The 21,223-nt window shown below is 69.4% G+C and carries 5 protein-coding genes; 4 read left to right on the top strand and 1 reads right to left on the bottom strand.

The features are described from left to right. The first annotated feature begins 45 nt into the window (after nt 1–45). Nucleotides 46–360: a YbaB/EbfC family nucleoid-associated protein gene (locus tag ABGB10_RS09630; RefSeq protein WP_347660525.1), complete on the top strand. Its 315-nt coding sequence runs from the start codon at nt 46–48 to the stop codon at nt 358–360. Between the two features lie 26 nt (nt 361–386). Continuing rightward, entirely contained in the window at nt 387–1,193 is an 807-nt protein-coding gene (locus ABGB10_RS09625; protein ID WP_347660524.1) for a hypothetical protein, read from the top strand. Between the two features lie 72 nt (nt 1,194–1,265). Here ABGB10_RS09625 and ABGB10_RS09620 read toward each other — a convergent pair whose 3' ends face one another. Continuing rightward, the gene (locus ABGB10_RS09620; RefSeq protein ID WP_347660523.1) at nt 1,266–6,023 is read right to left on the bottom strand and encodes a hypothetical protein; all 4,758 of its coding nucleotides are present in this window, start codon (nt 6,021–6,023) and stop codon (nt 1,266–1,268) included. A gap of 187 nt (nt 6,024–6,210) precedes the next feature. On the opposite strand from ABGB10_RS09620, the gene ABGB10_RS09615 reads away from it, so the two are divergent. Next, nucleotides 6,211–8,409 carry a hypothetical protein gene (locus tag ABGB10_RS09615; RefSeq protein ID WP_347660522.1) on the top strand — a complete coding sequence of 733 codons (2,199 nt, stop codon included), beginning with the start codon at nt 6,211–6,213 and terminating at the stop codon, nt 8,407–8,409. A gap of 28 nt (nt 8,410–8,437) precedes the next feature. After that, a complete protein-coding gene (locus ABGB10_RS09610; RefSeq protein ID WP_347660521.1) occupies nt 8,438–21,208 on the top strand; it encodes a hypothetical protein in 12,771 nt (4,256 codons plus the stop codon). Nucleotides 21,209–21,223 lie beyond the last annotated feature (15 nt).

Genomic DNA, 21,223 nt, shown 5'->3' with positions numbered 1-21,223 from the left:
CACGAGGACTACAGGGCACTCCCTGAACCGCTGCAACCTCGGAGTATGGCCGAAGATGGCATGGACGACCTGCTGCGGCAGGCCCAGGAATTGCACCACCAGTTCGTCTCCGTCCGGGACCAGATGGCGGTCATCGAGGTCACCGGCACCGCCGCAGGGGGTGCGGTCGCCGTCACGATGACCCCGGCGGGCGAGGTCCGAAGCCTGCGCATCGACGACGAGGTGCTGGCCGGCGGGCGCGCGGAGGTCGAGGAGACCGTCCTGCTCGCGTTGCGCGACGCGACGGCTCAGCTCCGCGAGCAGGCCGTCGAGAGGCTGGCGGGCCTTCAGGACGTGCTCCGCTCGACAGGTCGGTTCTAGAGCCCGCCCACATCGAGGAGAACCTGATGGAAGAGCAGTACGAGTTCGAGCCGGTCCGCCGGGCGGAGCTGGTCCGGACAGGTATCGAGGTTCCACCGGTGGTGGACTTGACCGGACCGCCCTCGGCGCTGATCGAGGCGGCGGTCGACGAGGTGGACGAGGCGGCCCGGTCAACGGTGGTCGAGCTGCCCGGGGCGGTGGCCCTGTGGCGGGCCTGGCGCATTGGTCCCGCTCCGGACGTGACCCGGGTTCTGCTGGTCGAGGTGGATCGGCCGGACGATGACCTGTCCGAGTTCCGTGACCGTGTCGCCGAGGCCACGGCGTCCGACGACGGCACCCTGGTCGAGGTGGTGGGGGCCAACGCGGAGGCCTCGCCGTATCAGCGGCAGATCCGGCGCGGCGCGGCGCTGCTGTGGGCGGCCGAGGCCGGGGCGAGCATGCGGATCGCGCGGGCCTTCGACGTGGTGGATCCGGTCACCGGCCCGGGGTTCGCTGCGGAACACGAGCGGCTGGACGGCACTGAACGCGACGCGGTGCTGCGCTACCTCGAGGACGCTCCGCTGCTGCTCACCTCGACCGAGCGGATGATCGACGTGGTGGATCCCGAGCGCGGCAACGTCGTTCCACTCGATCACCGCACCGATGGCGCGTGGGCGTGGACCGACAGCGTGCCGTACTACCTGCGTCACCATGGGCTGGCTCCCGATCCGGAGTTCCTGGCGGCGATCCGGGCCGGTAACTACCTGCTCCCCCCGGTGACCGACATCGGTCGGCATCGCGCATTGGCCGAGCTGTTCCGGCCGGTCGACGTCGCACCGGCGTGGTCGATCTGACCCGTTCGTGAACGGAAGGCGCCGGGCCCGCGTCGGGTCCGGCGCCTTCCGCCGTACGGAGTCAGAGCTGGATCAGCATTCCAGGACGCCGTCCCGCAACAGGCGAAGCTCCGCGTCGTGATGCGGCATGGAGGTGTGCCGTAGGTCGTTGATGGCGTCCACCCATTGCTGCTTCTGCTCGAAGGTGAGCTTGCCGCGGTTGTCTTTGATGAGATCCGCGGCGTCCTCGAACTCGCCAGCCTTGATTTTGCCGAGCATGTCGAGCACCGAGACCGAGATGCCGGTGACGCCGACCGCCTTGACCATCGCTCCCAGTCGCTGGGTCGTGATGCCGCCGTCGACGGGCATGTTGAGCTGACCGGCGGTCTCCAGTCGGCCCACCGAGTCGAGCAGCACCTTGGGCCGTCGCGCCTCGTCCGCGCCCGCGTAGTCGAAGACGATGTCCGCCTGACCGACTGCGCCCAACTCGAGCACCGGAGCGAAGACGCCCAGCTCCGGCTGGTCGGGCACCCGCTCGATCATCTTCTCGACCTGGGCCAGGGCCGCCGTCATCCGCTCGGCCGACCACTGCTCCTCGAGTCGGTGGAAGGCCTCGCGGCTCTCGGCGAGATCCGGTGCCCAGATCAACTCGCCAAGGGCGTCGTCGACCCGAGCGACGGCTTCGGTCGGGCTGGCCAGCCTGGCCGCCGCGGCCAGGACACCGGGCGTGATCATCTCCCAGATGTCGCTGGACGTCTCGGTGTCACCACCCTGTCGGGGGGCGGTCACCTTCCAGCGGTGATCCGCCTGGAGGCCACCCAACCCGGAGCCGTCGGCTCTCTCCAGGGTCGGGTGCAGGAGCGCGACCCCGTACCTTTCCAACACGGTGAGCAGGTCACTGTCGACCCTGCCACGGGTCACCACGACCGGCGGCTGATTGCGTTGCGCGAACTGTTCGAGCAGATAGTTCAACGCGGCGACGTCCGCGGCGAGCGTGGCATGGCCGAGTCGCGGAGCGTCTAGCAGGATCACCGGATGCTCGACATCCGCTGCCTCGACCAGTTGGTCGATGAGCTGCTGCGGCGCGGGCCTGCTGTTCGAGGAGATGACGTACAGACCGTCCCCGTGGCTGGTGACGCCGTGGTTCAGCCGCAATGGCCAGCTCGGTGGACGCAACGCCTCGGCGGGAACGAACGGCTGCTCGTTCGTCGTAGCCGCTTGTCGGACTCCGCTCTCGAACAGGCGCTCGATACGCGCGGGGTCGGGCAGGCCAAGGGTGGTCAGGTCGGTCACGGCGGGGGCGTCGACCCCGGTCAACAGCGTGCCGTTGTCGGCGGTGAGAGCCACGCCGGTCTCGACGCGGGTCAGCGACAGCCTCGGGCCGTGCTGCACGACCATCGGCGTACGTTGGCCGGGCACCTGTTCGACGGCGGTGGCGTCGCGGATTTCCCGCCAGCCGCCGGAGATGAGACGGAACCGGCCGTCGTCGCCGAGCACGTTGGGGGAAATGACGACCTCGGTCAGGTCGTTCCCGGTTCCGGCTACGACCTGCGCGACCCCGCCAGCGGCCAGCACCCGCTTGTTGCCGACGGGTAGCAGGGTGAACACGCCGGTGGCGAAGTCGTCCAGCGGAGTGCCGCCGACCCGGGTAACGGCCAGATCGCAGACGACGAAGACGATATCGCGATCACGGGAGTGGGGATCGGCGACGATCAGGTCGCGCATTCGTTGTTTCGTGATGAGTTGGCCATCGACCAGCGGTCCGTCGACGGTGCCGTCGATGAACACCGGATACTCGTTGCGGCCGGCCCGGAACGTGCGCGCCGCGTCGATGAGGTGCTGCTGATCCTCACCGAGCAGGTAGAGGCCGGGCCGATCGTCGGGGAGGTACACGGCGACATCCTGCGGCGCTGGGTGCACCGCGCTGGGTGCGACGGTCCCGGCGAATCGGTGCCGTCTGGAGCTTGACGCCCCGGCATGGCGGTTCGAGTGGAGAGTGTCGTAGGACATCGCATGGGGGGCGAGAACGGGTACCGGAACCGGCTGCAGGACTGGATGATTCAACCTGGGCAACAGTTCCACGCGGATCTGTTCTCTACCCCAGGTGTAGAGATCCCTTGGCGCGTCAGGCGTGACGGTCCACGCTCTGGTTACCGCGTTCATTTCCCCGATGTAGTGCGCCGCCCGGACGGCGGTGGGATAGAGGGGCCACGGGTCGATCACGAGCGTGTTCGGATGTCCCAGTGGACCGATCACGACGAAGGTGTGAACGCGCAGTCCGCCCCGATCGAAGACATTGCCATGCACGTACGTGATCGGGACGCCGACCATATCCGGCCTGGCGTAGAGTTCGGCGAGCACCACAGCCGCGTGTTCATCGCAGTTGCCGGTGCGGAAGTAGGTGGCCATGTAGGCGGTGGCGCTCTGGTATCGAAGCCAGTTATCAAAACCGTCGTTCGGATTTTTTCGGTAGACGGGTGCCCGAACGTGTCTGACCAAGGCAGTCGCGCCATCGTTGTAAAGCGCGATGACTGCGTCGTTGTTGGCGGGGCCGTAGGACAGCTTCGCCCGTACCCTGCCGATGATGGTCGCGGCGAGTGAGTGGGAAGTGCTGATCCAGGTATTTTCCCAGGCTAGTCCATTCTCGATGGTGGTGATCTGGCCATCCCAACCGGCGGCGGAAGTCAATAGTTGGGCGGATTCAGTCGGCAGTCTGTTTTCGATTTCGGCGAGAATGGTCGCCAGGGTTGAAATAGCGCCCTGCGGCCCACGAACGTGAACGGTGAGGTTGCCAAGTGTCTGCGCCTCAAGCGGAGTGCGGTAGGGGCCCTTTGCGGTCAGGTGGAAAAATTGATAAAGCTGGTCAAAGGACTGTACGTAAGTGGGATGGACGTACTGGCGCAGGCCGGGCAGACGGTTGTGCTCCATCACACTACTGGTGATATGCGTTCTTGTGTATCGCGCGCTGTCGACCGCGACATTGAGTGTGCTGATCCGGGTCCGAATGCCGTCTCGGACCACTTTGGCGCGCCTCAGCAGGTCAGCACGGATTCGCTCTATATCGTCCGATCTGAGGCGCTCGAAGACCTGGGCGTGCATCGTCGACGGATCGCTGTGCTGAAGCTGGTTGCTCGCATGGAACAGCCTGGCCGCGGTTGCCAGCCCGGTGTCGCGAAGCTGGTCGGCCCACCCCGCGATGGTCAGCGCCGCGGTGGCCGCGGCGGCGCGGGCAGCCGTAACCCCCGCGTACGCCTGGGCGATCGTGTTGAACGGTACGCCGGCTGCGGCCACGTCGGCAGGTGTGCCGATGCCGGTCAGCTCCCGCACCATTTCGATCGTCGGCGCCTCGTCCCCGGTGAGCACCGCACCGGACGTGTCGGTGAGCCGTACACCGTCTCCCGTACGCGTGCTGGAAAGCGCGGGCCCGTACTGGTTGACCACTACCGCGCGTGCCTCGGTCGCGGTGGCCACGCTGTCGGCGTCGGTGTAGGTGCGGATGCCGCCCGCGACGAGCCGGACTTCGCCGTCGGGGGTGAGGACCGTGCGGGTGACGAGCACCTCGGTGAGCTCGTCGGACCGGGCCGGTCCTCGCTGGACCCACGCGATGCCACCCATCGCGACGACGCCGGGGTACTCACGTTGCAGCGCCGCGAACAACGTGGCGCCGAAGTCATCGATGACGGTGCTCGACGAGGCTGCGTCACATTGCACGAGGATGATGGTCTTGCCCCGGGACAGGGGGTCGGCAGCGATGAGATCGCGTAGCTGCTCGGCCGTGACCAGCCGGCCCCCGACGATCGGGCCGGCCGAGGTGCCGTGGACGAACACCGGATATTCGTCTACGGCGGCCCGGAAGTTCCGGGCGGCGTCGATCTGCGCGGTCTGGTCGGCATCGAGCAGCATGAGGCCGCCCCGGCCGCCCAGATAGACCGCCGCCGCCGTCACGTCCGGGTGCACTGCCGGTACAGCTCCGGCGAACTGCTCCCGCACGACGGCGGCGGCGTGCAGCTCTGACGGGACGACGGCCGGGCTGACCTCGAGCGTGGCCGGGTGCCGTGGCAGGGTGGCGGCCTGCGCGCCCGTCGGAGTGTCGCGCAACAAGGCGACGCCGTCGGGTGATCGCACTGCCAGTAGGTCCTCGGGTGCGTCCAAGCCGGCCTGGGTGAACCGCACCCGCGTCGCGTGTCCGACCGCCAGGTTCGCCGCCAGATCGCGCCAGAGTCCCCTGATCCCGCCCTCGATGCCCCGGAACGCGTCGGCCGACGCGCCCGTCAGGTCGATGCCGGCGAAGCGGGCGTTGACGATGGGTAGCGGCAGGCCAAGCTCGACCCGGTCACCGGCCAGGCGGACCTGGCCGGGCATCGGTGGTCCCTGGACGATCCGGCTGAGGTCGTGACCGAGTTCGGCGGCGGGGTGTTCGGCGACGAGGTGAGTGGCCGGCAGTACGAGCACGTACTCCGCTGTGGCCGGTACGGCGAGCTGCCCGTGGGCGTCGATCGGCAGTACCCGGTCACTGGTCGAGTCGGCCAACGCGTTGCCGGGGACGCGGACCGGTAGTCGCAGCGCGTCGGCGCGGGTGATCGCCGCGTCCAGATCCAGGTTGGTGGCGACCGACAACGGTGGGGCTTCCACCGAGCGCGCGAGCACGCCCAGCGGCTGTGCCAACAGGGCCTCAGCGGTCGACTCGGGAACGGTCGCCCCCGAGGTCGAATGGATCAGATGCAGGCCCGCCACCGGCTCCGCGAGACGTACCTCCAGTGGCAGGGGGGTCTTGTCCAAGCTCAGGTACTGGCCGGACCGCACCCACGTGGTGACGAACTCGAGACAATCCAAACCCGCACCGTTCGCCATCCAAGCCTCCCCACACAACAGGAGAATTCAGCCTCCCAGTGGGGGACGGAACGGTCGTAGTCCTCGTGTGTGGGACACGACGTCCCTGCCTGGCTCCGATTTCTCGCCTGTTCCGGTCTGAACCCGGAACCCCTCCCGTCCGTTGTGTGGACACGACGTATCACGCCCCGCCACCGAGGGAGCCGTTATGCCCGCACTGTCCGACTGCCTGCCTGGTGTGCTGGTCACTGTGCTCGGCAAAGGGTTCATGTACCTGGCCGAGTCGACAGCGCCGCAGGTCAACACCGGCATGCTGGAGGCCGCTGAGCGGATGAGTATCGGTGACGGGGTGAACGTCTTCGTCAGCCGGGACACCGCCCTCGATCCCGCGTTCCGCCGCTATCTGGACCAGTTGGATCCGAGAGCGCGGGCGACGCACGTCGTCACCGTGCTCGACCCGGAGACCAGGCTGCCGGTCACCGACGCGGGGACGCTGCGGGAAATCGCCGCCGGGCTCGACCTGCCCGTGTCGACGGTCGAGCCGATCGCGGGCGAGGACGTCGTGCCGGTGGATGTCACGGGTCGCGTGACCGCTCTGGAGGCGGCCGGATACCGCGTTCTTCCGCCGAGCGCGACGGCGCAGCGAGTGGCGCTGCTCGACGCCGTCGGCCTGCCCGGAACGCCGTCCACTATCGGGGAGGGGCTGGACCGGCTCGCCGGCTGGCACGAGCGCGTCGCGGTCACGCGCGCACAGCTCGGATTTCCCGCCAACCCGGTGCAGATCGCCCACGCCGGCCCGGGGGCGCACGCGACGACGTATGCGCTCGGCGCGTATGTCGCGCGGTACGGACAATTCGGAGCGTTCGACCCGCTCACCTCCACCGAAGCGCTGACGGTCGACCGAGTGGCGAGCGCGATCGGCGGCACCCTCACACCCGTGCGGCCGGCGGCGCTCGAGAGCCTGCTTCGCCATAGCCCGGGTTCGTCGGCGCTGGTCACCGGCACCGCGGTCGGTACCTCCACCGAGCAGGTGTTCTGGCTGACCTCGGACGAGAACGGCGCTCTCACGTGGCACGACCCGCGCGCCGCCGGTACGGCGCAGGTCTTCGACATCGACGGTGGAGCCGACTGGCGTACCGCCGTCCTCGAACGCGACGACGCGCGAGCGATGCTGGTCGGCCCGGACGGCATGCCGGTCGCCCTGCCCGAGGCGACCGGGCCCGTGGCGGTCCGGCCGCTCCACCACGAGGTGACGTATGTCGGTCCCTGGCCACGGGAGAACCTGACCCGGTACGGGCTGGACTCCGTCGACTTCGAGGGCATGCCCGTCGTCGCGGTCGACGTGCGCGAGCAGTCCGGCGAGGGCCGCCCGTTGGACCGGGAACAGTTCGTCAAGATCAGGGCGAGGCTGGAGCGGTACTACCTGAACAACGTGCGGCCGACGATCGTGTCCACCCGCCAGCACGACGAGATCGAGCAGCTCGCCCGGACCTACGACGCGACAGTCGTCCAGCAGGTGATGCAGGGCGGTATCGACGCTCGATCCGGATGGCAGGTCATCCGTCCCGATGCCGCCCCGCGGACCTTCGACGGTGCTGTGGTGACCCGCGAGATGCTGGTCGCCGCGGACCTGTCCCTTACGACGGCCCGTGAAGCGTTGCCGCCCGTCCTGGTCGAGTTCCTGACCCAGGACTCCTACCAGCAGGCGGCCGACTACTTCGCCGAACATGCCGACCAGTTGCGGGATCCGGCGGTGCTGACGGCTGCGCGGGACGTGACCGCCAGGTTCCCGGGGGATTTCCGGCTTCGAGGGCTCGACCTGGCCCTGCGGGTGGCCGCGCGGGCGCCCGTCGCCGACGGCGGGGAGCCGATCGAACCGACCCTGGTGTCGCTGTTCCACGACGAGCAGCCCTGGCCGAAGGGTCGGTCACTCGACGCTCGCCTCGTCTTCGACTACCTGATCTCAGCCACGGGGTGGCTGGGCGAGTTGGAGACCGAACCAGGCACGGAACGCCCGAAGACGCACGGCACCCGGATGGCGTGGGACACCCTGTTGTTCCAGGGCATGCTGGACGGCTACGTCGACCCGTCCGACGCGGTCACGCTGGCCCGCGCCGTGGGTGAGTCGTACGGGGAACAGGCGGCGCGGGCAGCGGCCCGGGCCGAGGAGGTCGCTCAGGCGCACGCCTCGATCTTCGAGGCGGTCAAACTACTGCTCGACCCGAACCGGGTGGCGGGCAGCGACACCTGGCGTCGGGTGTTGTCCGTGAACTGCCTCACCGGTGCGGACCGGGTGCCCTGGCACTTCCGGTTCAAAGAACTCCTGGCGAGTAACCGGCTCAAGGAGATGCCGGGGGTGGCCCAGGACATCAAGGAGTTGACGAGCGAGATTCTGACCTGCCACTGACGCGCCGGGCCGGATGAGAAGATCCGCAGTGACGGACGTCGCCGAGGTGCCCTGCCCCGAGTTCGTCACCACCTGGGTGCGCTCCGGTCAGTGGCTCAGCCTCGGCGATCCGGTGCCCGACTCGGTGCTCGCCGCCGCGCGGTTACCGGGATTCCACCAGGTCCACGTCGATCCCGCCGCGTTCGGCACCGGGCTCGTCGCGGACGCCCTGCGCAGTCAGCCGAAGACCGTCGTCGACCGGATGGTGTACGTACCGCAGGCTCTCTCTCCTGGTCCGGAGGCCGCAGTCGGCCACGCCGACCAACTCGGTCTGCCGGTGCTTGTGTGGGCCCCTGACTCGCTGGCGCTGAGCGGACCGAGGGTCGTGCCCTTCGAGACGTTCGGCGGGACCGGGGCTGTCCTCGTTCATCCCGCCGAACGCCTCACCAGGGCGGCGTTCACTCCCGACGGCCGGGCGCTGACCCTGGCCCGGCTCTCGTCGATCGCGGACGGCGTGGTCGAGTCGGTCGGCGCGAACCAGGACGAGTTGGCACTGCTCGGTGCTCTGGCCGGCGCGCTCTACCCGGCCGGCGTACGACGCCTGCCCGGCCCGGCGCATACGGTCACCGGAACGTCCCCCACCGAGGACGACTTCCGCACCGTCGAACACTGGGGCCGGACCCCCTCGTGGGAGGCGGTGGACGGGGCTCTTCAACGGTCGGGACCGGGCAGCACCGCGCTCGTCCTCGCCCTCGGTACCGACGGGCGGCTTCGGAGCGTGGTGGTCTACCGCTCGTCGGACGAGCGGAGCGTGTGGCTCGACCTCCGGGCCGGTGGCGAGGCGCGACTTGTCCCCGACGAGGGCCGGTCGAGGGTGATCGCGGCGCTGGGAGACCCGGCGGAGTCGCGGATCCTGCTCATCGATCCGGGCGGCGGCACCATCGAGAACCGGCAGCTCATCCTGCCTCCCGCCACCATCTCGACATCGGCGTCGACCGGGCGGGCGCCGGTCGTCGCCGGACATGCTGGCGGGGATCAGGGGGCGACCGCCCAGAGTGTGCCCGGAGTGCGGCAGACGGAGGAACCCGTCCTGTGGGACGAGGCGGTCGAGAAGCAGGGCGACGGCCTGGTCGACGTCATACCCGGTCTGGACCACCGGCCAGTTTTCTCGGGTAGCGGTCTGGCCGCTTACCTGCGCGGGCTGCGGGACACCTCGACCGAGAACGACGTACCCGCCGATCTGGGCGCCGGTGCCGCCCGGAGGACCATCCGGTGGATCCGCGACACGGTCAACGCGGCGACCACCGACAGCGCGCTGGCGACGCTGCTCGGCGATCGGCCGGGAACCGGCCCGCAGGGACTCACCGTCGAGGTCGAGATCGGTCTGCTGCCGGCCTCCGCCGACGAGACGGCTCAGGAAGGCGAGGTGCGAGCAGCGCGGGAGGCGGACTTCGGCGACTGGCTGACGGCGCAGGTGTACCGGCATCTCAACGTCGGGTTGACCCGCTGGGCGCAGCGGGAGGGCAACGGGCGGGTGCTGCCGCAGGTCCGGGTGCGGCACTCGGTGGTGCGTGGCGCCGCCACGGAGTTCGTCCGCCTGCGGGGCCGCACGCACGATCCGGTACCGGACCAACCCCACCAGTTGACCGGGCAGTTCGCCCACATCCTGCGGGGACGCGCCATCGACGTGGCCCTGGACCCGTCCTCCGGTCAACCGACCGAGCAGGCCACGGTGGCGATCGACCTGCTCGCGCAGGAGGTCGCCGACCAGGCTGTGCTCCGGCACCTGATTGTCGACGAGTTCTGGGGGCAGCAGATCGTGAAGCTGGCTCCGAAGGAGACGTCCGGTCCGTACGTGGAGCTGGCAGCCACGTACGACGGAGTCGACGGGAGCCCGGACGACGCGGAGGAGGCCATCGTCTACGTGGCCGACCCGTTCGAGCGGAGCCTTCGTACGGCTATCAGCGACCGCATCGCGGCCCTGACGGGCGTCCGCGCGGACCCGGCGCATGTCCTGGAGCTTTTCTCCCGGGTGCGGATCGGCGTGGAGCCACAGCCGGTGTCCGACGGGTCGGCCCCGACCGCGCAGCTCGGCTACGTCATCCCGTCCTCCGCGACACGTGTCGACGATCTCGTCGCTCCGAGGCTGGAGTACCTGAGCCGGTGGCGTCTGAGCCCGCTCTCCTCGGGACAGGACGGGTGGTGGCGTGCGCACGATCCGGTGCCGGACGTGGACGACGTCGTGGCGGCGTTGCCGACATCCGCCTTCCATACGGTCGAGGCCGAGATGGTGGACATCAGCGAGCGTTCCGGCCGTCCAGAGCTGTTCAGAAAGAGTCACCTCAACGTCAGGTACGACGTGGCCCGGGTCGAGATCCAGGACGACCGGCGCTCCCGCCAGGCGTCGTCCCCGCGTCACCTTCGGGCCTTCCGCCTGAGGCTCCACCTCGCGGCGGAGGAGAACGTCACCGCCGCGGACATCGAGGCTTACCAGGCCCACGCCCAGGCCGCGATCAGACAGGAGATCAACGGGCGCTTCCGCCTGCCCGGCGGGGACCAGTTCCACCTGGACGTGCGGTTCACCGACGACGCGAAGAGCGCCCACCATGTGATCAGGGTGCCGGTGAGTGGCAGCATGGACCACGCCACCTGGCCCCAGGGTGTGCTGGGTGAACCCCTCCAACAGGTCCGGGACTCGGTTCTGCACGAAATGCTGCACCTGTTGGGGTTGCCGGACGAGTACGTGCAGAGCGGCGGCCCGTCCAGCTCCGCGTCGATCCTGCGCCGGACGAGGCGGGCGGCGGACGACCTTCGGGGTCCACGTCGACCGGACCTGCCTCCCGCGCTGATGCAGGACATCACCCGGGTGGGTGGCGACCACATCATCGCGCCACGCTATCTGTGGGAGATCGCGTTCATTCAGGAGAGCCACCTCGCCGCGCCGCTCACCACTGTGCGTCGCGGCGGCGCGATCATCGAGGTGACTCCCCCGGTCACGGACGGCCCGGCGGCCGTGCTGGAACACATGTTCGCCGAACATCCGGCCACGAGCACCATGAGGTTGGCCGACAACCTACGGTACGAGCACGACGTCACCGCTGCCCTGCTGGCCGCGAACCCGGATCGGGTCGAGGGCTACACCTACGTCATGCTCCCCACCACGGTGGCCGAGCGTCTCGTCGCGGGTGAACGGTTCCCGTTGCGGGGGCAGAGCGACGACTTCGAGTTCGAGGACGTTCCGGATGGTTACACGGTGGTGGTCGTCCACTCGACCAGCCTGTTGCTGGACAGCTCCGAGGGGGAGTTGAGGTTCGTCCTCCCGTCCCCGGACGCGCCGATCGTGCTGCGCCAGTCCTGGCCCAACGGCGGTGGCTACTTCGAGCAGGTGCAACCGTCCGGCCCCGAGGCGGATCAGGTTGCCGAGCCCGGGGTGATGGTCGACCTGTCGGACCCGGTGGAGCCGGCAACCTTCGCTCGGCCGACGCTGGGCCGTCCTCCGACGCAGCACCGGGTGCTCCGTAAACCGGAGCCCACGGTGGCGCGGCCGCGTGGCGGGGTTGCTCGGCACGTACCGGACCGCCGGATGGACCAGCCGACCCTCACGACGTTGACGCCGACGCGCCGCCGGCGGCCGGCCCCCGAGCAGGTGACACCGTCCAGCGAGTTGTCCGAGGACCCGCAGGCGGTGTTCCGGCGGGTGGCGACCATGTCCAGGAGCGTCCGGAACGAGTACCGGAGGTGGGCGGACGAGGTCATCGAGGGCCGGCAGTCCGCCGGTGGGGTCGCGGGTCTCACTCCCGTACGTCGCGCGGAACTCGGCGACCGGGTGCTCGACCTGCTGCGCAACAACGACCACCGGCAGCAGTACGAGGCCGAACGGCTGGCCGGTGACTTCGTCGACGGATTCCTGCGCGACGGGCCGCCGCCCCTGCCCACACCGCTGTTCGGGCGTGATCTCGAGGCCGAGTTCACCTTCGCCCCCGGCGCGACGGACCTGTCGTGGCCCGATCATGCCGAGCTGGACGCCTTCGTCAGGTCGATCGTGGCCGAGACGTCGCGGCGCGTCGAGGACGGACTGGCACCGCTTCGCCTACGTGCCGCCGTGGGGCCGGGCCGGGTACCCGGGCTCATCGACCGCCTCATGGAACGGGTGCCCGGACTGGCTCGAGGGCTCGGTGGGCGCGCGGCCGAAGCTCGCTCCCACCGGCTCACCGAGACACTGATGGAGCTGTTGAAGGCGCACGACCGGGCGGACAACGGCGTGGTCCTCACCCAGGACGCCGTTCAGGTGGTCACCACACCCCGCGAGCAGGGGCCGAGCCACGACTGGGTCCGGATCTGGGTGGGCGCGCCGGCCAGCCAGCAGGGACCGGCTGTCGATGCCGTGCCTCCGGAGCAGGTGCCCACCGCCGGCCCGAGCCGGTTGGAACCGTCGACGACTCCCGACGAGAAGGCCGCGACTCCCGACGAGGACGCCACGACGCCGGAGACTGGCCACAGCCCCAACCTGGAGGCGTACCGGCAGTTCCGGGAGTACGGCCTGCCCCACCTTTCGGTCGAAGGCGACGCGGCGTCGGTCGCGGACGAACTCGCCTGGGCGTTCGCGCCCGGTGCGCTCAGCACTGCGGCGGCGGACGTTCTGGAACGGGCGGGGCTTCGTGCGCTGGCACCCGCCAACGACGGCTACCTCGCGGCCGCCATCGCCACCCTTACCCACCGTCGCCTTCCGGGGGGCGACGAACTCGCCGAGCAACCTCCCGAGATGTTCCACGTGGCCATCGCCGGCATGCTGGAGGCGGAGCTGTCGAGTGCCGGCACCGACGGCCCCCGACTCGGACTGGACACCGCCGACGACACCGCGCGCCAACAGGTGGTCGGCTGGATCGCCGAGGGCCTACCGCCGAGCCGGGTGCCCGAGGCGATTCGTACCGCTCTGCGACTGGAGGACTCGACGTCGGGGCGGGTCCGAGCGGTGGTCACGCTCATGGCCAACCTGATCGAACGTCCGATCGACGTGCTCTTCCCCGACGGCGTGGTGCACCGGACCGGTGACCAGGAGCCGGCTCGGGACGCCCTGCTGCTGGTCGCGACCGATGACGGTCAACTACTGGCGACCGTACCCCGTGACGTCGTGCCGGCCCTGCTGCCGGCCAGGGGCGACCGCATCCTGGTCGCGACCGAGCTCGGCGCCGAGGCCAGCATGCCGAGCGACGTCGCGACGTTCGACACCTTGCAGATGTTCCTGGAGCATCTTGCGGGTGCGGAGGATCTGCCGCTCCTGCCGTCCGAGCAACTCGCCGCTTCGTTGCGCGGTGCTGCCGCTCCCGCTGGAAACGGCCTCGCGGAGGTGCTGCGCCAGGTCCGCGCCGCCTCGACCGAGCGGGCGACGGGAACCCCCGCCGACCCGGCCGAGCTGACCGTGCTGCCGCTGGGCTCGACGTCGGTCAACCGGCTCACCGAATTCCAGGTCGGTCAGCTCGAAGCGGCACGCCTCGGTGCGGTCTGGACGGCGCCCGGCACGGACTCCCTATTTGAGGCCCTGCGCCTGTCGGCGCGCCACGGTGCACAGCGGATATCGGATCTCGCCACCGTGCCCGCGCCGGCGCTGCGGCACAACATCGCCGCGTTGCTGCTCGCGGACCTGGCGGCTTCGGGCGGTGTCGCCGCCCCGCTGCTGGGGTTGGCCTCGCAGATACCCGATGCGAACCGGGAATCGGTGCTGCGCTGGATCTCGCGGCTCGCCACCCCCGGAGCGTCCCTGCCCCGGCAGACACCGAGGCGGATCGCCCAGGTGCTCACGCAGGTGTTCGCCACCCGGGTGGAGCTGATCCATCCCACCCACGTCGAAACCGTGCCGGCAACAGGGTCCACCGAGGACGCCGACGCGCCACCGCTGCGTCTGCTGGTGACGGCCGGCGGTCACGTGATGCCAGCCGTGCCGGTGAGCGACCGGTACGACGCGCTGCGTCGCCCGGCCGACGCCCCGGACGTCCTCGACGACGCCACGGACGGCTCCCAGACGACCGATGGTGCCGCGCGGCCGGTGCAGGCGCCCGAGGCCGGCTCGATCGCGCACACGATCGGTATACCGCACCAGACCCTGCCGCACCTCGACGAGGCGGTCGCGAACATCATCGCGGCGGCGCACGTCAGGGGCGTGACGATGTCGCCGGACGAGCAGGCGATGCTGCCATCTCGGCTGCTCAGCAACTACCGGGAACTCGTCGCGGGCGGCCACCTCGTCCAGGTCGGTGGGGTCGAGATGCTGGTCCGGCTCGACCCCACCGAAGCCGCCCTTGCTCCGAACCCCGCCGACCGGCGCTACGTGGCCGACGAGGCCGATGACTGGGACGCGGAGGACGCGGGCGCGCACCCGACCGATCCGGAGACCAGGAAGAAGCTCTTCCACGCGACCCAGGCGACCAGCAGTGGCTTCAACACGGGCGGGGGTTCACTGTCGAACTCCGGTCAGGCCGGCGCGTTGCGGGGGGCGGTCGGCCTCGGCCTCGGCCTGGGCCTCGGGCCGGGCGTACTCGAGGTGGCGCGGGCCGGGGTCACGATCTCCGGTACGGTCAACCGGGTCGACCGTACGACCTTCGGCGTGCAGGACGCCGAGTCGGGCCGGGTGCAGGACGACCGGATCGACTCGACACTGGTGTCGTACACGCCGAACTGGTCGGTGCGGGTGCGTTCCGACGACTCGACCGGCTGGGCTGATCTGCCGACGACCTGGTCGAGCGCCCAGGACCACCCGGACGGGCAGGAGCGCCTTGAGGTCTGGATCCCTGATCACTACCTGCAGGAGGGGGAGGCGCAGGTCCAGGCCGTGCGCCCCACCGGTGACGAGGCGCTCGCCGCCGAATTCGACCGGCTGAGTAAACAGCTTCCGGACGGGTACTTCGCGACCGGGTTGACCGGCCTGCCGGAACTGTACGACCGGATCATCGCCGAGTTGCGGGCCAATGGCCTGTCGCTCGATCCGGCCGGCCCCGAGCGCCGTGAGCTGCGCCAGGCGCTGTGGAAGCTGAGCTTCAACCTCGACACGGCGATCAACAACCGGGTGCCCCCACCGGTGGCCGGCGACCTGGAGTGGCGGCGGAGGCGAGTCCAGGCCAACGCGGGCGGTTACCCGATCACCCTGCACGACCGGGGTGGCCATGCCGTGGCGGTGGTGATCGTCCAGACCGAGCGCGATGCCAGAACCGCCATCACCCGGGTCGGCGCCACCAGCGACAAGTCACACACCGAGCGGGCCAGCACGGCCATCGGCGCGCAGGGCGGAAGTTTCGGTCTGACCAACGAGAGTGACATCCGGCTCAGCGGAGAGTTGAACTTCATGCCGGTGCCCGGTCTGGTGCTGGGTCCGAGCCTCGGTGTCGGCTGGACGTGGACCAGCAAGGACTCGGTCAGTGGCGGCCACACCGGCATCTGGGTGCACGTGTCGCGCTACGCCGGCCGCACCGCCGGATACAAGCTGGGCCTGCGACACAAGGCCATCGTGCACGTCGCGAACAAGCCCAGGAGCAAGCCCACGACCACCGCCGCGGTATCCGGCGAGGCGCTGCTCCGACTTCCGGAGCCGGCAGCGTTCGCGCACGGCTTCCCGGTCGACGCCAGCGGGCTCCGTCAGCCCCCGGACCCGGAAGTGTCGACCGTCGAGTACGCCCCCGGCCTGGTCAACGACGGAAGTACGCCGGCGAGCGAACTGGAGAACGTCGTGCTGCCCCAGCACGTCGCAAAGGGTCGGGGTATCGGCATGGGTGTCGCGACGGTCGACGACAGGGTCGCGGAGGAGCTTCGGGGACAGGTGCTGTCGGAACTGTCCCGGACCGGTTACGTCCCGCCGCGCCGGTTCCCGTTCACCACGCAGCCGACTCTCGGCGCGAACGCCCACATCGGCAGCGACAGTCGGCTGGCCAACCTGTCCCTGCTCGACAAGTTCATTTCCACGAATGCCTTCTCCGCCTTCTACGACCAGCTCCACCAGGACGGTCTCTCCTTCACCCTGCGCGGTGATCCGAGCGGACAACGGACTCGCCGGGCCCGGGTGACGATCAAGGCGGTCCAGGACCCGCAGAAGCTGAGCGAGACGAACGATCGGGGCAACTCGACGCTGCTGCAGCGTCGGACCGACGAGTACAACCTCGTGAACCTCGCCATCGGGAGCAGTTCGGGGGCGTACAACGCCGGGAGGCGGCGCGCGGTGGCTCTCAGCGCGCGGTTCGCCGCCGGGGTGAAGCTGATGCAGACCTGGGGAGTGGCGGCCGAGTACGGCTACGGGAAGGGCGTCAGTCAGACCGCGGGTCAGACGCTCAGTGAGCCGCAGTTGCTTGAGTACCCGGGTGAGGTGGACGAGTTCCGACTGCCGAGCAGCTTTCAGGTGACCGTCGATTACGAGTACAAGCCGCGCCGGCAGTCGTCCACGTGGCAGGGCGAGCCGGTCGACGGTGAGGCGACCGTGCTGCTCGTACCCTCGATCAACACTGAGACGGTCGAGGACCAGGCTCCCATGGACCACGCCACCGACGTGAGCGTGCTGGACCAGGCGGTCATCTACTACGCGGACACCACGGGCCTGGTGGACGCGGCACGCCGGCTCCAGCCCATCCTCACGGGCCCCGGAAAGCCGAGCGACGAGGAAGTGTCGATCTTCGCGGGTACCACTGCCGTGCGCTCGTACTTCAAGGAGATCCTGCACGACGAGTACCTGACCGAGAACTTCTTCCGCGCCGGCTTCCTCCGGCACAAGCAGGGGGGTCTCGGCGTGCACGGCACGGTCGGGCCCAGCCGGTTCGTCGGTGCCACCAGCGACCAGTTCACCTCCGGACTGATCAAGCTGTACCTGGCCCAGGCGTCGCACGGTCACAGCAGTGGCCACGGCATCAAGTTCCTGCTGGATCAGAAGGTCAAGGCGGTGACCAGCGCCGACAACCTCTCCGCGGTCCAGAGTCAGCCCTCGGCGTGGGTCCGCTACGGCGTCAACAAGTCAAAGTCGTCGTCACGCACCGGCGGCGTGGAAATCCTCGACCTGGACTTCCACAACGTGTACGCCTTCCTCGCTCCCGTCGACTTCACTCTCACCGGGACGTACGAGGCCCACACGAAGCTGCTGCCCACGTCGGTGAGCCGGCCGCCGTCGGAGTCCGTCGACGGGCGGCAGATGATCTACCTGCTTCCCGAGCACGAGGCGTTGAAGCGGTACGGCGAGGGCGCCGTACCGATCGGCCACACGCAACTCATGAACGCGTTGCGCCGCTGGAAGGACGGCGGCGGGGACGCCAAGGAGAAGCTGGAACTCAGCCGCCAGGACGTCCGGGCCGTCATCGAGCGGATGGATCACGAGTCGCAGATGATGCCGGACTACCCACACCACCAGGAACTGCGGAACCTTCGGGCCTACCTGACCGAGCTCAGCCACGACGCGCTCAGCTCGCGCCTGGCCACCCTCGGCTTCGACAGTGTCGCCGAGCTGACCATCCCCGACCACCTACTCCCGAACGGGCCGACATCCCTGGGACACAGCGGCGTCCACACCCTGTCTTTCCGGGACCCGGCGAACAAGGCCGTACGGCCCCTCGACATCGTGCACGAGGCGATCGAGGCCGCCGTTCCGGGTCTGCTCGGGGCGCGCCGATCCCAGTGGACCCCCGACAAGGCGGACCGTGGACCGGTGGAGGTGTTTTGGCGGCGTGTCGTGGGCGAGAAGCCCGTCATGGGACGTCTCACCGGTGGCCTCGACTACCTGGAAACCATGTTCACGGGCACGCGCCTGAAGGCGATGAGCGACGACCTGATGCAGGGCGTCCAGTTCTACCTGGTCAACAAGGTCGCGGTGGCCCTCACCGAGGTGGTGGAGGTCAAGCTGCGTCTGACGCTGGGCACAGCCCCGCAGATCTTCGACTTCGTTCCCAAGACCGGCATCGAGAGGTACGGCCACGCGTACAGCGCGCAGAGCTTGGGCACGTCGAAGGGCTTCTCCGGTGGCGTGTCACCGGTTCCGCCGGCCTTCGCTGGCGCCGACAACACCGCGAACACCAGCGGCGCCCTCGGGCTCAGCTTCGCCGGTGGACGGCAGACCGGCGTCGTTCAGTCGCACCAGAGCACCGAGGAACAGACCGTCTACGACTGGGTCGCGCACTACCTGGCCCGTTCTGACGTCTCGCTGAGTGTCGAGGTCAATCGGCTCGACATGCCCAACCGGGGTTTCTTCAACCTGCTCATGCATGGCGTACGACCCCTCACCGGGCAGTCGACGCCGGTGCGGCGCGAACGGGAGGGCGAGCTGGTGCTGAAAATGCCGCACAGCGTCGCCGAGGCGCGCCGGCTGTCCCGCCGGTTCGACAAATCCGACCTACGCGCCCTGCCGAAACTGCCACCCGGCGCGTACGTCCACACCGTGTTCCTGGAGGACGCGCTGGCTGCCGGCTGGGGTCTGCTCGGTCGCATGTTCGGTCCCGAGGCGAACGACAGCACGTTCCGGTCGTCCGTCACGCTGCCCACGCTGCTGTCGCCGGGCCATCTCAGCAACTTCCTGCACCGGGCGGTCGCCGGTCGGCGACTCACCATCGCCGATGACATCTTCCTGCCCGATCGATCTCGTACGCGCGCCAGCCTGCACCTCGTCGGCGATTTCCACCACCTCGAGGTGCTGCTCCAACTCGACGGCAGCGGCACCGGCCGGTACGCGAAGGACCAGGCGGGTACGAGCGTGACCGCGAGCAGGGACGAGATGCGACCCGAGCTGTCAGCGAGCGTCAACCAGGACCAGGCGCTCGGTGTCAACGACCCGGCTCATCCGACCGCGCCGTGGGGAACGCACACCGGCGCGGCCAACCCCAAGTTCAACCGTGTCGCTCCCCGGGGCGACGGCAGCGGACAGACCGTGAACTACCGGACCGAACAGCATGTCAAGCAACAGGGCCGGCTGTACCTGGTGCGCATGCGGTTCAAGGGTCGGCTGGAGGCGGATCGCTTCGAGATGGATCCCTCCCAGCCGACAGGCAGTTTCGTCAGCGACCGGTTCACCGGGCCGGTGTACGCCGAACTGTTCGAGCACGAGATCGCCGATCTTCAGGCGCGACTGAGCCAGGTGCCGGCGCCGGAGCCGACGACCGACCCGGGGCGGTGGCCCCGCCCCGACGACCACACGCCGCGCCACGACCTCGATCAGCTCGCCAGCGTGCCGGCCCGGGCCGGTCACGACCAACTCACCGTCGCCGAGCTCGTCTCCGGCCACATCCGGGATTACGCCCGTACCAACCAGGTCGTGTTGTTCTCCTCGGCCGCCCGTCGCGCCTACCACCGCTACCTGCTCGTCGAGGAGTGGGCGATCAAGCAGCTCGGCGAGGGCGACCCCGACGCCGACCGGCTCCGCCGGGACGTCGCGGGCCGCTACGACCTGATGTGGAAGATCAACGAGAGTACGCCGACTCCCGCGTTCGTCGACGAGCTGACGACGCGTACCGCCAGGTTGATCGAGTTGGTACGGGAGCGGAAATCCGCGCTGATTCCGCCCGTCGGATTCACCTCGGACACCTACGACCCGCTCCTCACCGCCCGGCTGGTCGCGCACAACCTGCGTCGCTACGTGCAGTTCGACCTGACCGAGGCCGACGGCACAGTGACCTCCCACCGGATCGACCCGGGCGGGCACCTCGCCCCCGACACCGAGCACCCCCCGCCGGACGCCGTCGGAAGCAGTGCGGCCGACACCACCGTCGCGCCGCAGGCAAGCGTGCTGTCGCCGGTCATCGACACCGGGCCGACGCCTGACGCACCGCTGACCGACCCCGTGGTGCTGCCGCCAGGCAGCCGGGCGGAACTCGACGCGGGCCAGCTCTACTGGGTCGGCCCACAACCCAAGGCGATCCGGGGCGACAGGATCCGCTCGGCGGCCGCAGCTGTGGACGGCCCGGTCGTCTATCTCGGCAGCGCCCGGCCGGGTCTGAAGCCGCTGGACGCGGACGTGCGCGATGTCCGACGCCTGGTGCAGCAGTTGGCTCTGAAGAAGCAGCAACCAGTCGTGGTGACCACGGCCCAGCTGACCCCGGCGCTGAAGACCATGTCCCAGACGTACGGCTTCAGCATCGTCCATCTCGTTCCGCGGGCCGGCGCGATCGCCGGCGGGCTGGCGTCGCTGCCGTCGGCCGTAGCGCGACAGCCCGCGCTGGCTCCGGCCTGGCAGGTGGTCGGCGGCAACGGTGCCGTCGAGGACCTGGGCGAGTCGTTGGGGGCGCCCGTCCTGCTCCGGGCCCGTGAGTTGGCCAGGCCGAATGCTGACTCGACCAGCTGGGCGGTGGCAAAGCTGCTGCTCGCGCCGACCAGGGACGCGAAACTGGACGTGTTCACCGCCTTCCGTACCGAGTTGACTGGTCGGCGGGCCCGTGACGAACTGCGGAAGATCGTTGAGCAGATGGACGACGACGACCCGTGGTTCCGCATGTTCACGCCGCTGCTGGGCGAGCTTGGTGAGTCCGGCAGGGCCGAGTTCGTGCTCGACTTCCAGGCGTTGGAGAGTCCGGTCGAGCGCAACAGCCTGCTGATCGGTGACGTGGGCCGGGGAATCGACCGCGGCCTGCGTGTCGGCCTCATCCAGGACTCGGGTTATCAGGTCGCCGGCGCGGCCACCGCTCTGCATGCGGTCGACCTCATGTTCACCGACGGGTTGCAAGCTGCCGTCACCTGGGTGCGGGACCACTCCGCCGACCTGCGCAACGACGAGAAGCAGAACTGGGTCGACGCCATCCGCGAGATCGCCGGGAGGCAGAAGAACCGCGCCGCAGACTTCCTGCGGTTGGCCCAGGAGGTGTTCAACTGCTGACCGGCTGACCTTTGG

Origin of the sequence: Micromonospora sp. B9E7, assembly GCF_039871815.1 — a bacterium.
Classification (GTDB): Bacteria; Actinomycetota; Actinomycetes; order Mycobacteriales; family Micromonosporaceae; genus Micromonospora.
The sequence above is the reverse complement of the archived record's forward strand: the minus strand, read 5'-3'. Positions and strand labels throughout refer to the sequence as shown.

Bases quoted from the DNA above. Each gene is read 5' to 3' on its own strand.
- ABGB10_RS09625 (WP_347660524.1), top strand. From the start codon at position 387: ATGGAAGAGCAGTACGAGTTCGAGCCGGTCCGCCGGGCGGAGCTGGTC.
- ABGB10_RS09620 (WP_347660523.1), bottom strand. From the start codon at position 6,023: ATGGCGAACGGTGCGGGTTTGGATTGTCTCGAGTTCGTCACCACGTGG.
- ABGB10_RS09615 (WP_347660522.1), top strand. From the start codon at position 6,211: ATGCCCGCACTGTCCGACTGCCTGCCTGGTGTGCTGGTCACTGTGCTC.
- ABGB10_RS09630 (WP_347660525.1), top strand. From the start codon at position 46: ATGGCCGAAGATGGCATGGACGACCTGCTGCGGCAGGCCCAGGAATTG.